Here is a 12561-nt window from a genome sequence, read left to right as displayed (position 1 = left end):
TCTCTCCCATGGATATGTCCGCGCCCTCCCGAAGGACTGCGCGGTAGGGAGAATCCTAGAGCGCCGCACCGCATCGCGTTATGGCATAGTCGGACAGCAAATTGTGAAATTCGGACAGGTTTCCACCCATGCCTCAACCACCCCACTGGGCCGCGCGACGCAGCGCCATCAGCGTGCAGCTGATGACGCAGTTCGGCCTCGACCACGGCCTGACCGTCGAGCAGTGCCTGGCCGGGACCGGGCTCGACTGGCGGCTGCTCGCCGACCCCGGCGCCGAAGTCGCCACCAGCCAGGAACTGCAGCTGCTGCGCAATATCGCCCTGGGCCTTGGCCACCTCCCGGGCGCAGGGCTCGAGGCGGGCCAGCGCTACCGCCTCAACACCTATGGCATCTGGGGCTTCGCGCTGCTCAGCAGCCCCACCTACCGCAGCGCCGCGCAACTCGGCCTGCGCTACCTGGACCTGACCTATGCCTTCCACCGCATATACCTGGTAGAGGTCGGGGAAGAGGCGCACCTGGTGTTCGACGATGAGGATGTGCCGGAAGACCTGCGCAGCTTCCTCCTCGAACGCGATGTGGCAGGCGCGCTGAGCGTGCAGCGTGACCTGACCAACGCCAAGCTGCCGCTATTGGGCGCCCGTTTCCGCATAGCGGCACCGGCCGATACGGCGCCTTACCGGGACCTGCTGGGCCTGACGCCGGAATTCGCTGCCGCGGACAACCGCGTCATCATTCCCCGCCGGCTGCTCGACCTTCCCCTACCGGGTGCCAACCCGCAGGTAGCGCAACATTGCGAAGAGCAATGCCGCATCCTCCTGGCACGCCGAAGGGAGCGCGGCGGCTTTGCCGGGCGCGTTCGCGACCTCCTGCTCGCGCGGACCGGGCAAGCGACGGATATGGAACGGCTGGCTGACGAACTGCACCTGACCTCACGCACCCTGCGGCGCAAGCTCGAGGCGGAGGGGACCAGCTTTCGGCTGCTTCAGGACGAGGTACGGCAGACGCTGGCCGAAGAACTGCTGGCCTCCACGGGGCTGAGCCTCGAGGAGATCGCAGATCGGCTCGGGTACGGCGAGGTGTCCAACTTCCTGCATGCGTTCAAGCGTTGGCGGGGCATGACACCGGGGCGTTACCGGCGGGAAAGGACTCGGACTGCCCACCCCTCGCCCTGACGTGGCGAGGGGCAGGCTGCAAAGCAGGCCTACCTCCCGGCGCGGGATTCACGAATGTAGAAACGAGCCTTCTCGGCCTTGTTGGTGCAACCTTCGAAGCTTTCGAACTGCTGCTGGGTCTTGGCGGCGGTGAGCAGGCTCAGGGCCTTGGAATAGCTCACGGTGCCGGAAAAGCCTTCGACCTTGGCCAGGTCCAGTTCTTTCCAGGCGGCATCCAGTTCCGCGGCGCAACTGTCGCGGTAGGCCGTCTTGCCGGCGCAACCGACGAGTAACAGGGCCATCAGGGGCAGGCTGATCCAGGCTTTCATCGATAAAACTCCCGTGGTGAAGATCGACAGAGTCTAGTGTTTCGATAGACGGTCGGGTACCCGGACGATTCAACTCCGTGGACTGTTCGACCGCCACCGACGACCGGTTCTGGCGCAGGCACGGCGCGCCTTGGCGGCACCCCGCTGGCGGGCGTATCGTCGAAGCTCAGTTGGCGGGGGAAATCGCATGAGCAAACGCGTTGCACTGGTGCTGGGTTCGGGAGGTGCGCGGGGCTACGCGCACATCGGCGTGATCGAAGAGATCGAGGCTCGCGGCTATGACATCGCCTGTATCGCCGGCTGCTCCATGGGCGCTGTGGTGGGTGGCATCTACGCCGCCGGCAAGCTGCGCCACTATCGCGAATGGACCGAAAGCCTGGACTATCTCGACGTGCTGCGCCTCCTGGACGTCAGCTTCCGGCTCGGTGCCATCCGCGGCGAGAAGGTCTTCGGGCGCATCCGCGACATAGTCGGCGAGGTGAACATCGAGGACCTGCGCATCCCCTATACCGCCGTTGCCACCGACCTGACCAACCAGCAGGAAATCTGGTTCCAGGAAGGCTGCCTGCACCAGGCCATGCGCGCCTCGGCGGCCATTCCCAGCCTCTTCACTCCAGTGGTCCAGGGCACCCGTATGCTGGTGGACGGCGGCCTGCTGAACCCGCTGCCGATCATCCCGGTGGTCTCCAGCCACTGCGACCTGATCATCGCCGTCAACCTCAATGCCACTACCCAACGCGATTATCAGTTGCCGGTGATCGAGCGGCCGCCCGCGATCAAGAGCCGTGTCGACCTGCTGATGGCTTCCCTCAGCTCGCGGCTGCCCTTCTGGAAGCGCGGCGATGACGAGCCGCACGGCCTGCTCGACCCCGAGAGCCTGCCTGGCGGCAACCCCTGGCTGGAGAACGCCGCACCACAGATGCAGCAACCGGCCGCCGCCCCGCAGGCCGAAGGCGCGCCCAGGTCCGCCAGCGGCTCGCAAGTGATCGCCAGTGTCGGCCCGGCCTCGCTGCTGGACCTGGTCAACCAGAGCTTCGAGGTGATGCAGACGTCCCTGGCCCAATACAAGATCGCCGGCTACCCGCCGGACATCCTGATCAACGTGCCCAAGCGCGTGTGCCGCTTCTTCGAGTTCTACAAGGCGCCGGAGCTGATCCAGCTGGGCCGGCAGATCGCCAGTGAAACCCTGGAGCGGTACGAGCGGGGAAACTGAAGGGTGACGCAATCCCTGCAGGCTCAGAAAATCGACCAGCCAATCCGCTCCGAGAGCTTCTCCAGCGCCGCCATGCCCGCCAGGGAGTTGCCGGCCGGATTGAGCTCCGGGGACCAGACGCAGACGGTGAAGCGCCCCGGCACCACCGCCACTATCCCACCGCCTACCCCGCTCTTGCCCGGCAGCCCCACGCGGTAGGCGAAATTGCCGGCTTCGTCGTAGAGGCCGCTGGTAGCCATGATGGCATTGACCTGCTTGGCCTGGCGCGGGCTGAGGACCTGTTCGCCGCTGTGGGGGCTGATGCCTTCGTTGGCGAGGAAGCTGAAGGCCAGGGCCAGGTCCGCACAGCTCATGCGGATGGCGCAGTGGTGGAAGTAGCTGTGCAAGACGGCCTCCACGTCGTTGTGGAAGTTGCCGAAGGACTGCATCAGGTAGGCCATGGCGGCGTTGCGCGCACGGTGCTGGTACTCGGATCGGGCCACCACCTCGTCGGACACCACGAGGCGGTTGCCGGAGAGGCGCCGGACGAAATCGCGCATGGACAGCGAAGGCGCCGCGAAGCGCGATTCGTTGATATCGCAGATCACCAAGGCGCCGGCGTTGATGAAGGGGTTGCGCGGCACGCCGCGCTCGAACTCCAGCTGCACCAGGGAGTTGAACGGCTGGCCCGAGGGCTCGTGCCCTAGGCGCTGCCAGATGTCCTCGCCCGAATGCTGGATGGCCTGCACCAGGCTGAACACCTTGGAAATGCTCTGGATGGAAAACGGCGTGAGGCCGTCCCCTGCATAAGACAGCTCGCCGTCATTGCTGTAGACGGCGATGCCGAGCTGGTCCGGGCTGACGCAGGACAGCGCGGGGATATAACTGGCCACCTTGCCCAGGCCTATCAGCGGGCGTACTTCTTCAAGGATTTCGTTCAACAGCTGCTGCATGCCGGTCCTTCCGTTGGGGGGAGCGCCTTCGCGCCCATGCAGCACTGGACGCACGCCGTGAGCATGGCGGCACAGCGGCTCTCAGGCCTCCTTCAAACGATAGCCAACCCCCGCCTCGGTAACGATGAATCGCGGGTCGGCCGGGTCGTCACCGAGCTTCTGCCGCAGGTGCCCGACCACTACGCGCAGGTAGTGGCTGTCCTCGACATGAGTGGGCCCCCAGATGTCCTTGAGCAGTTGCTGCTGGGTGACCACCCGCCCCAGGTGCCGGGCCAGTTGGGCAAGCACGGCGTATTCCTTGCGGGTCAGGGACACCTCCTCACCGTCCAGGGTCACCCGGCGGTAGGCGAAATCCACCCCGAGCGGGCCGCTGCTGACGTTGGCTTCCTGCTGCTCGCCGGGGCCGCCCTGGCGCAGCAGTACGCGCACGCGGGCGAGGAATTCCTGAACGCTGAAGGGCTTGGTCACGTAGTCGTTGGCCCCGCCGTCCAGCGCCAGCACCTTTTCGCCCTCGCTGGCACGCACCGAGAGCACCAGCACCGGCACCTGCGACCAATCGCGTAGTTCACGCAGCACGTCCTTGCCGTCCAGGTCAGGCAGGCCAAGGTCGAGCACCACCAGGTCGGGCTTGGCCAGCACCGCCTGGGCCAGGCCTTCACGGCCATTGGCGCCTTCCAGCACCCGGTAGCCCTGGGCCGCCAGGCTGATGCGCAGGAACTTACGGATCTGCGCTTCGTCGTCGATGACCAGAATGGTCGGTTGGTTGGTTGTCATGGGTCGTTCATCAAATCCATTGCACATACGGACTGCTTTTTCTGTGGGGGCGAATTCATTCGCTAACCGGACCGAAGGTTCGGCCGTCAAAGCCCCAGGGGCCGCTTCGCGTCCCTTGGCGAATGAATTCGCCCCCACAAGATAGCGCCCCCACAAGGTATGTCAGCCGATGGGCAGGCAATCACTCTTCCTCCAACTGCGGCTGCGGGTGCAACGGCAGGTGCAGGGTCAGGGTGGCGCCTTGGCCATCCAGGCCCTCGCCCACGGTCACGCGGCCGCCATGGGCGCCGACCATGCCCTGGCAGATGGCCAGGCCGAGACCGGTGCCCTGCCCGCCACGGTCGCCTCGTGCGGCGGTATAGAACATGTCGAAGATTTTGTCGCGCTCTTCCGGCGGAATGCCGGGCCCCTGGTCGCTGACAGCGAAGCGCAGCTCGGCCTCGTCGGCCTCGACGCTGACCTGCAGGCGGCCATTGCCCGGCGAGAAGCGCGCGGCGTTTTCCAGCACATTGACCAGAGCCTGTTCGATCAGCGCGGCGTGCACGTAGAGCAGCGGCAGTGGCTCCGGTACATGGGTTTCCAGCCTGAGCGGCGCCAGCACCGGGCGCAAGCGCTGCAGGGCGCTGGCGACTATGTCCACCGGCGCTACCCAGTCACGGGCGAGTTTGAGACCGCCATGACCGAGGCGGGTCATGTCCAGCAGGTTCTGGATGTAGCGGTCGAGGCGTTCGGCTTCGTCACGGGTGCCCTCCAGCAGCTCGCGACGGTCTGCCAGGGGGATGGCTTCGCCCAGGGCCAGCAGGCTGTCGATGGAGCCGCGCATGGCCGTGAGCGGGGTACGCAGGTCGTGGGAAACCGAGGCCAGCAGCGCGCTGCGCAACTGCTCGGTTTCACCATGCAGACGTGCCGCCTCCAGGTCCTCGGCCAGCTGCGCGCGGTCCAGGGCCTGGGCCAAAGGTTGGCCGAGGGCGGCGATCAGACGCCGCCGGCCAGCGGGCAGCGGCGCCTCGTCACGAGGGCTGACGCCGAGCAGCGCCAGCGGTCCCTCCTCTCCGGACAATGGCATCCACCACCAGCGTCCGCCGGGCAGGGTGTCGGTGCCCAGGCCAGCGGGCAGGCCATGCTGCCAGGACCACTCCGCCGCCGCCCGTTCCTGGTCGGCCAACAGGCGCTGGGCGCCGGCTTCCACCTTCCAGACTCCGTCCTTGCTACGGGCCAGGAGGCAGACCTCCACATCGGTCCAAGGGGCGAACTGCTGCACCGCTGCGCTGAGCACTGCCTGGCGGTCAGTGGCGGCGGTGAGCTTGCGCGACAAGTCGAGCAAGGCGGTGGTTTCCGCCTGGGTATCGCGCAGGGCTTCGAGCTGGCGGCGCTGACGCGAGGCCAGGTTGCCCGTCAGTCCGGCCATGAGCAGGAAGAACAAGAGGGTGAGCACATCCTCCTGGCGCTCGATCGTCAGCGAGAAGGTCGGCGGGATGAACAGGAAGTCGTAGGCGAGAAAGGACAGCCCGGCGCAGAACAAGGCTGGCCCCAGGCTGCTGCGTACGGCCACCAGCAGCACGGCGGCGAGGAACACCAGGGAGATGTTCGGCAGTTCCAGGGCCTGTGACACCGCCCACGCCAGCCCCGTGGCCGCCATCGCCGCCAGCAGCGCCAGGCCGTAGTCGGCAAGCCGCGCCGGGTAGCGCGCCCTTGACGTGGCAGGACGGCTATCGACTTCGGTGTCCAGCACGCTGACTTCCAGGCCCACGGCATAGCGCAGCAGTCGCTCGGCCAGGCCGCGGCCGAACAGGCGGCGGCGCAGGCGCTGGCGGCTGCGGCCCACCAGCAGCAGGCTGGCGCGGCGCTCCTCGGCGTGCTGGACCAGGGCCTTGGCCACGGATTCGGCGCGCAGGGTCACCACTTCGCCGCCCAGGCGCTCGGCCAGCTGCTGGGCGCCCTGCAGGCGTGCACGGACCTCTTCCGAGCGCGCGCCGCCGGTGTCCACGTGCACCACCGACCAAGGCAGGTGGCGCCGCTCGGCGACCCGGCTGGCATGGCGCACCAGGCGCTCGGCCTGGTGGTCGCCGTCTATGCCCACCAGCAGCCGGCCGCGCACGGCGGGCGCTTCCAGGCCACGCTGGCGATATCGGCGATTGAGATCGGCGTCGACCCGCGCGGCGGCGGTCTGCATGGCCAGCTCGCGCAGCGCGGTGAGGTTGGTCTGGGAGAAGAAGGCGTCTATGGCGGCCCGCGCCTGCTCGGGCACGTAGACCTTGCCTTCGCGCAGGCGCTCCAGCAGCTCACGCGGTGGCAGGTCCACCAGGAGGATTTCATCGGCCTCCTGCAGCACCCAGTCGGGCAGTGTCTCGCGCACTTGCACGCCGGTGATGTCGTGCACCTGATCGTTCAGCGCCTCGAGGTGCTGGACGTTGACCGTGGTGTAGACGTCGATGCCGGCGTCAAGCAGCTCCTGCACGTCCTGCCAGCGCTTGGCGTGGCGGCTGCCGGGGGCATTGGTATGGGCCAGCTCGTCCACCAGGGCAAGCCTGGGCGGCTGGGCGAGCAGGCCATCGAGGTCCATTTCGGTCAGGCTCATGCCGCGGTAGTCGAACCGCCGCAGCGGTTGCTGCGGCAGCCCGGCGAGCATGGCTTCGGTTTCCGCGCGGCCGTGGGTTTCCACCACGCCGGCACGCAGGTCCACGCCCTGACGCAGTTGCGTCTGGGCGGCCTGGAGCATCGCAAAGGTCTTGCCCACGCCCGGCGCCGCGCCAAGGAAGACTTTCAGGCGGCCACGCCCCTCACGGGGCATATCGGCCAGCAGCGCGTCGGCGCGCTGGGCATCACTCATCGAGTCATCTCATTCAACTGTGTGTTCAGGGCCAGGACATTGACCACCGCCGGTCCCACCAGCGGCCGCTCGGTGTTCTGCTCCACCAGGCGCTCCAGCGCATCAGCCGGCATGCCGCGTTCGGCAGAGATGCGAGCGATCTGGAAGCGCGCAGCGGCCGGCGGCAGGTGCGGATCGAGACCGCTGCCGGAGGTGGTGACCAGGGCCATGGGGACCTTGCCGTGGCCTTCAGTGGCGAGACGGTTCGCTTCCTTGTTGATGCGCTCGGCCAGGGCCGGGTTGCTCGGCGCCAGGTTGCTGGCGCCACTGGCCACGGTGGCGAAGGATGCGGCGGACGGACGCGGCTGGAACCACTCGGCGCCGTCGAAGTTCTGCGCCAGCAGGGCGCTGCCGCGCACGTCACCCTTGGCGTCGTGTACCAGGCTGCCATTCGCTTGCCCGGGGAAGGCGAGCTGGGCAATGCCAGTGACGGTCAGGGGGTAGGCGACGCCGGTGATCAGGGTCATCAGGGCCAGGAGGCTCAGGGCTGGGCGAAGTTGGCTAAGCATATTCAGTTCCTCGCAGGAAAGCTAAGGCTGGCCGGGGGCGGCGTCTGCCCTCTCCCCCGGCCCCTCTCCCGCAAGCGGGAGAGGGGAGAAAAAGCCGGGTTCAGACCAACCCGACTGCAGTGAGCAGGACATCGATCAGCTTGATACCGACGAAGGGCGCGACTATGCCGCCCAGTCCGTAGATCAGCAGGTTGCGCCGCAGCAGGCTGGCGGCATCCGTGGCCTGCACCCGAACCCCGCGCAGGGCCAGCGGGATCAGCGCGACGATGATCAGCGCATTGAACACGATGGCCGAGAGGATGGCGCTCTGCGGGCTGGCCAGCTGCATGATGTTGAGCACGCCCAGCTGCGGGTAAATCCCGGCGAAGAGCGCGGGAAGGATGGCGAAGTACTTGGCCACGTCGTTGGCCACCGAGAAGGTGGTCAGGGCGCCACGGGTGACCAGCAGTTCCTTGCCCACCTGCACCACGTCCAGCAACTTGGTGGGGTCCGAATCCAGGTCCACCAGGTTGGCGGCCTCACGGGCAGCCTGGGTGCCATCGTTCATGGCCAGGCCGACGTCGGCCTGGGCCAGCGCCGGCGCGTCGTTGGCGCCGTCGCCGCACATGGCGACCATCTTGCCCTCGCCCTGTTCCTGGCGGATGCGCGTCAGTTTCTTCTCTGGTGTGGCTTCGGCGATGACGTCGTCCACCCCTGCCTCGGCGGCGATGGCGGCGGCGGTCAGCGGGTTGTCACCGGTGACCATCACGGTGCGGATGCCCATCTGCCGCAGTTCGGCGAAACGGTCGCGGATGCCCGGCTTGACCACGTCCTTGAGGTGGATGGCGCCCAGCAACTTGCCGTCGGCGGCCACCAGCAGCGGAGTGCCGCCGCTCTGGGCGATCTTCTCGATCTCGCGGGCGAGCGGTGCCGGCACCTCGTCGCGGCCCACGCCGACCCAGGCGAGCACGGCGTCCACCGCACCCTTGCGGTAGCTGCGGCCGGCCCAGTCGGCGCCGGAAAGGCGGGTTTCGGCGGTGAACGGAATCACCTCGATCTCCTCGCGGGCCGGTTCCTGCATCGGGTGCAGGTTGCGCAGGTATTCGACTATGGACTTGCCTTCCGGGGTCTCGTCGGCCAGGGACGCCAGCAGCGCGGCGTCGGAGAGCTCCTTGCCGGCCACGCCGGGGGCCTTGATCATCGCGCTGCAACGGCGGTTGCCGAAAGTGATGGTGCCGGTCTTGTCCAACAGCAGCACGTGCACGTCACCGGCGGCCTCCACAGCGCGGCCCGATTTGGCGATGACGTTGAGGCGCACCAGGCGGTCCATGCCGGCGATGCCGATGGCGGACAGCAGGCCGCCGATGGTGGTGGGGATCAGGGTCACCAGCAGCGCCACCAGGTACACCAGCGGCAGGTCGCCGCCAGCGTAGCGGGCGAAGGGCTGCAGGGTGGCCACCACCAGCAGGAAGATCAGGGTCAGGCCGATCAGCAGGATGTCCAGCGCCACCTCGTTGGGGGTCTTCTGGCGCTTGGCGCCCTCCACCAGGGCGATCATCCGGTCCAGGGTGGATTCGCCGGGGTTGGCGGTGATCTTCACCAGCAGCCAGTCGGACACAATGCGGGTGTTGCCGGTGACGCCGGAACGGTCGCCACCGGACTCGCGGATCACCGGCGCCGATTCGCCGGTGATGGCCGCTTCGTTGACCGCAGCAATCCCTTCGATCACCTCGCCGTCACCGGGGATCAGCTCGCCGGATTCGACGCGGACGATATCGCCACGGCGCAGGCTGGCGGCCGGGACGGATTCGAACTTGCCGTCAGCCTTGCGGCGGCGTGCGGTCAGGCCCTGGCTACCGGCCCGCAGGCTGTCGGCACGCGCCTTGCCACGGCCCTCGGCGAGGGCTTCGGCGAAGTTGGCGAAGAGCACGGTGAACCAGAGCCAGAGGGCGATCTGCACGGCCAGGCCAGTGCTCACCGCCGGGTTGGGGATGGCGCAGAGGATCGTGGTGACCACGGCGGTCAGCTCGACCACCAGAATCACCGGCGAACGCACCAGCTGGCGCGGGTCGAGCTTGACGAAGGCCTGGCGCAGCGCGGGTTTCCACAGCGCGGCGAAGGTGGTCTTGGGTTGCTGCTTGGCGCCTTTGAGCGCCTGTATGGGGGCATTCATCATGGATCTCCCTTAGAAGCCCTGGATCAGCGCGAGGTGTTCGGCGATCGGCCCGAGGGCCAGCGCCGGCAGGAAGGTCAGGCCACCGACCAGCAGGATGGTCAGGGTCAGCAGGGTGACGAACAGCGGGCCATGGGTGGGGAAGCTGTTGGCGCCCAGCGGGGAGCGCTTCTTCATCGCCAGGCTGCCGGCGATCGCCAGTACCGGGAGGATGTAGCCGAAGCGGCCGAGAAGCATGGCCAGGCCGATCAGCACGTTGTGGAACGGCGTGTTGGCGCCGAAACCGGCAAAGGCCGAGCCATTGTTGGCAGTACCCGAGGTATAGGCGTAGAGGGCCTGGCTGAAACCGTGGGCGCCGGGGTTGGCGATGGACGCCGCCGGGCCGTCCAGGCTGATGGCCAGGCCGCAGAACACCAGCACACCTATCGGCATCACCAACAGGGTGGCCACCAGCAGTCGAACTTCGCGGGCCTCCAGCTTCTTGCCGAGGTATTCCGGGGTGCGGCCGATCATCAGGCCGGCGAGGAACACCGCGATCAGGACGAACAGCAGCATGCCGTAGAGGCCGGCACCGACACCGCCGAAGATGATCTCGCCGAGCATCATGTTGAACATCGGGATCATCCCGCCGATGGCGCTGAAGCTGTCGTGCATGGCATTGACCGAGCCGTTGGAGGCGGCGGTGGTGGTCACGGCCCAGAGCGCCGAGGCAGCGATGCCGAAGCGGCTTTCCTTGCCCTCCAGGGAGCCAACCTGCTCGATGGGCAGGCCGGCCAGCGCCGGGTTCGGCTGGTGCTCGCTGTACAGGGTCACGCCCAGGCCGATGACGAAGAGCACCAACATGCAGGCCAGTAGCGCGCGGCTCTGGCGCAGGTCCTTGACGTAGTGACCGAAGGTGAACACCAGGGCCGCCGGGATCAGGATGATCGAGGCCACCTCCGCCAGGTTGCTCCAGATGGTGGGGTTCTCGAAGGGGTGCGCCGAGTTGACGCCGAAGAAGCCGCCACCGTTGGTGCCCAGCTGCTTGATGGCGATCTGGCTGGCCGCCGGGCCGAGCGGAATGCTCTGGTCGGCGCCCTGTAGGGTCACCGCGTGGGCGTAATCCAGGAAGGTCTGCGGAACGCCCTGCCAGACCAGGAACAGCGCCAGCAGCAGGCACAGCGGCAGCAGGCCGTAGAGGGTGCCGCGGGTCAGGTCGACCCAGAAGTTGCCCAGGCGGTCGGTGCTGCGGCGGCTGATACCACGGGCGAAGGCGACCAGCACGCAGAGGCCGACGGCAGCGCTGACAAAGTTCTGCACGCCGAGGCCGACCATCTGGCTGAAATAGCTCAGGCTGGCTTCGCCGCTATAGGCCTGCCAGTTGGTGTTGGTGACGTAGCTGACGGCGGTGTTGAACGCCAGGCTCCATTCCAGGCCAGGCAGCTTCTGCGGGTTCAGCGGCAGCACGCCTTGCAGCATGAGAATGGCGAAGAGCAGCGCGAGGCCGGCAATGTTGAAGGCCAACAGCGCCACGCCGTAGGTTTTCCAGTCCTGCTCGCGCTCGGCATCGACGCCGGAGATGCGGTAGCAGAAACGCTCCACGGGCGCGAAAACCGGAGTCAGGAAGGTGCGTTGTCCTTCCATCACCCGGTAGTAGAAGCGCCCAAGGAAGGGTGCCGGTGCCAGCACCAGCACGAAAAAGGCCAGGATGAGGCCGATGTCCTGAAGTTGCATGTGGCCTCCTAGCCGCGCTCGGCGCGCAGCAGCGCCACCAGCAAATAAATGAAAAGCCCCATGGCCAGAACCAGGGACATCCCGTCGAGAATGCTCATTGCTTGTACTCCTAGATGCGGTCTGTGCCGCTGTGGAGCCATTGTCGGAACGAGGGGCGTAAAGGAACGAGTCCCGGGGAGGTGTCGGGGCATCAAGAATGCGTAAAGAGTGCGGAAGAATGCCGGATCGGTGATCCGGCAAAAACGACATGACGTGGTTGGCTCAGCTACTTGCGGACCAAACCGCAGCTTCAGGATGAATTCACCCCATCAGGCGCGAGTCACCCCTCTCCTCTTCAGGGGCGAAGAGGCACGCGGGGTAGGATGGCCGTCAGCGCAGCTGGCGAATATCGCGTCATACCACCGTCACTGCTCAATTTGCGCTTCCGGCCAGAAACGGGCATTCGCACTGCACCTTCCAGCTGATGCTGGTATCTCGGGTCTGAGAGCGATCGCTGTATGGAGAATTTCCTTTCGATCTGCGCCTTTCACTCACCATGCCCCCGCCCTAGCATCGACCACTCCGTATTGGTCCATGCGATGAAAGAGATGCTCGGTGAAATCGACTTTTCAGGTTTGAAGGCACGTCGGCTGGAGCTGAATGACCTTCAGATGATTTGTGTCCATCGCGAAACCATGTTCCTCGAGGCCGGAGGCGTTCCAGCGGAGTTGCGGGTGATGACCGAGCACTTCCGGCCTTGGTTGCATCGGCGTCTGGTCGATGGCCGCTACTACGGGTTTGCATTGATGGACGATGGACAGCCTGTGGCGGCGATAGGCCTCATGACTATCGACTGGCCTCCTCATCCGGCCCATCCGAACCTGGACCAGCGCGGCTATGTACTGAATGTTTTCGTCGAACCGGCCTATCGGCGCCGGGG

At 66.7% G+C, this 12561-nt stretch carries 11 protein-coding genes; 3 read left to right on the top strand and 8 right to left on the bottom strand.

What is annotated here, in order from left to right; translation table 11 throughout:
- Nucleotides 1-128: 128 nt before the first annotated feature.
- Complete coding sequence (locus E8F12_RS08790; protein ID WP_280324858.1) at nucleotides 129-1172, top strand: AraC family transcriptional regulator; 1044 nt, start codon at nucleotides 129-131, stop codon at nucleotides 1170-1172.
- A 29-nt stretch (nucleotides 1173-1201) separates the two neighbouring features.
- Here E8F12_RS08790 and E8F12_RS08785 read toward each other — a convergent pair whose 3' ends face one another.
- Nucleotides 1202-1480: a hypothetical protein gene (locus E8F12_RS08785; protein WP_280324857.1), complete on the bottom strand. Its 279-nt coding sequence runs from the start codon at nucleotides 1478-1480 to the stop codon at nucleotides 1202-1204.
- Between the two features lie 187 nt (nucleotides 1481-1667).
- Between E8F12_RS08785 and E8F12_RS08780 the strand changes: the two genes are divergently transcribed.
- A complete protein-coding gene (locus tag E8F12_RS08780; protein ID WP_280324856.1) occupies nucleotides 1668-2693 on the top strand; it encodes a patatin-like phospholipase family protein in 1026 nt (341 codons plus the stop codon).
- Nucleotides 2694-2716: 23 nt separating this feature from the next.
- Here the strand turns inward: E8F12_RS08780 and glsB are convergent, their stop codons facing one another.
- From glsB to kdpF, 7 genes are all read right to left on the bottom strand, one after another.
- The gene (gene glsB, locus E8F12_RS08775; protein ID WP_280324855.1) at nucleotides 2717-3625 is read right to left on the bottom strand and encodes a glutaminase B; all 909 of its coding nucleotides are present in this window, start codon (nucleotides 3623-3625) and stop codon (nucleotides 2717-2719) included.
- A gap of 81 nt (nucleotides 3626-3706) precedes the next feature.
- Complete coding sequence (locus E8F12_RS08770) at nucleotides 3707-4399, bottom strand: response regulator (RefSeq protein WP_280324854.1); 693 nt, start codon at nucleotides 4397-4399, stop codon at nucleotides 3707-3709.
- A 181-nt stretch (nucleotides 4400-4580) separates the two neighbouring features.
- Nucleotides 4581-7229, bottom strand: a complete 2649-nt coding sequence (locus tag E8F12_RS08765; protein WP_280324853.1) for a sensor histidine kinase KdpD — start codon at nucleotides 7227-7229, stop codon at nucleotides 4581-4583.
- Nucleotides 7226-7777 carry a potassium-transporting ATPase subunit KdpC gene (gene kdpC, locus E8F12_RS08760; RefSeq protein WP_280324851.1) on the bottom strand — a complete coding sequence of 184 codons (552 nt, stop codon included), beginning with the start codon at nucleotides 7775-7777 and terminating at the stop codon, nucleotides 7226-7228. Before kdpC ends, E8F12_RS08765 begins: the two co-directional genes overlap by 4 nt.
- Nucleotides 7778-7877: 100 nt before the next feature.
- Entirely contained in the window at nucleotides 7878-9929 is a 2052-nt protein-coding gene (gene kdpB, locus E8F12_RS08755) for a potassium-transporting ATPase subunit KdpB (protein WP_280324850.1), read from the bottom strand.
- A 12-nt stretch (nucleotides 9930-9941) separates the two neighbouring features.
- Entirely contained in the window at nucleotides 9942-11642 is a 1701-nt protein-coding gene (gene kdpA, locus E8F12_RS08750) for a potassium-transporting ATPase subunit KdpA (RefSeq protein ID WP_280324849.1), read from the bottom strand.
- An 8-nt stretch (nucleotides 11643-11650) separates the two neighbouring features.
- Nucleotides 11651-11740, bottom strand: coding sequence for a K(+)-transporting ATPase subunit F (gene kdpF, locus E8F12_RS08745; RefSeq protein ID WP_280324848.1), 90 nt, complete (start codon nucleotides 11738-11740; stop codon nucleotides 11651-11653).
- A 480-nt stretch (nucleotides 11741-12220) separates the two neighbouring features.
- Here kdpF and E8F12_RS08740 point away from each other — a divergent pair.
- On the top strand, nucleotides 12221-12561 hold a 341-nt coding region (locus E8F12_RS08740), incomplete at its 3' end, for a GNAT family N-acetyltransferase (RefSeq protein WP_280324847.1).

Source organism: Pseudomonas sp. BN102, from assembly GCF_029871245.1.
In the GTDB taxonomy this organism is placed as follows: Bacteria; Pseudomonadota; Gammaproteobacteria; order Pseudomonadales; family Pseudomonadaceae; genus Metapseudomonas.
Note: the sequence above shows the minus strand (reverse complement) of the source record. Positions and strands in the feature narration are given on the sequence as shown.

Bases quoted from the DNA above. Each gene is read 5' to 3' on its own strand.
- E8F12_RS08790 (WP_280324858.1), top strand. From the start codon at position 129: ATGCCTCAACCACCCCACTGGGCCGCGCGACGCAGCGCCATCAGCGTG.
- E8F12_RS08785 (WP_280324857.1), bottom strand. From the start codon at position 1,480: ATGAAAGCCTGGATCAGCCTGCCCCTGATGGCCCTGTTACTCGTCGGT.
- E8F12_RS08780 (WP_280324856.1), top strand. From the start codon at position 1,668: ATGAGCAAACGCGTTGCACTGGTGCTGGGTTCGGGAGGTGCGCGGGGC.
- glsB (WP_280324855.1), bottom strand. From the start codon at position 3,625: ATGCAGCAGCTGTTGAACGAAATCCTTGAAGAAGTACGCCCGCTGATA.
- E8F12_RS08770 (WP_280324854.1), bottom strand. From the start codon at position 4,399: ATGACAACCAACCAACCGACCATTCTGGTCATCGACGACGAAGCGCAG.
- E8F12_RS08765 (WP_280324853.1), bottom strand. From the start codon at position 7,229: ATGAGTGATGCCCAGCGCGCCGACGCGCTGCTGGCCGATATGCCCCGT.
- kdpC (WP_280324851.1), bottom strand. From the start codon at position 7,777: ATGCTTAGCCAACTTCGCCCAGCCCTGAGCCTCCTGGCCCTGATGACC.
- kdpB (WP_280324850.1), bottom strand. From the start codon at position 9,929: ATGAATGCCCCCATACAGGCGCTCAAAGGCGCCAAGCAGCAACCCAAG.
- kdpA (WP_280324849.1), bottom strand. From the start codon at position 11,642: ATGCAACTTCAGGACATCGGCCTCATCCTGGCCTTTTTCGTGCTGGTG.
- kdpF (WP_280324848.1), bottom strand. From the start codon at position 11,740: ATGAGCATTCTCGACGGGATGTCCCTGGTTCTGGCCATGGGGCTTTTC.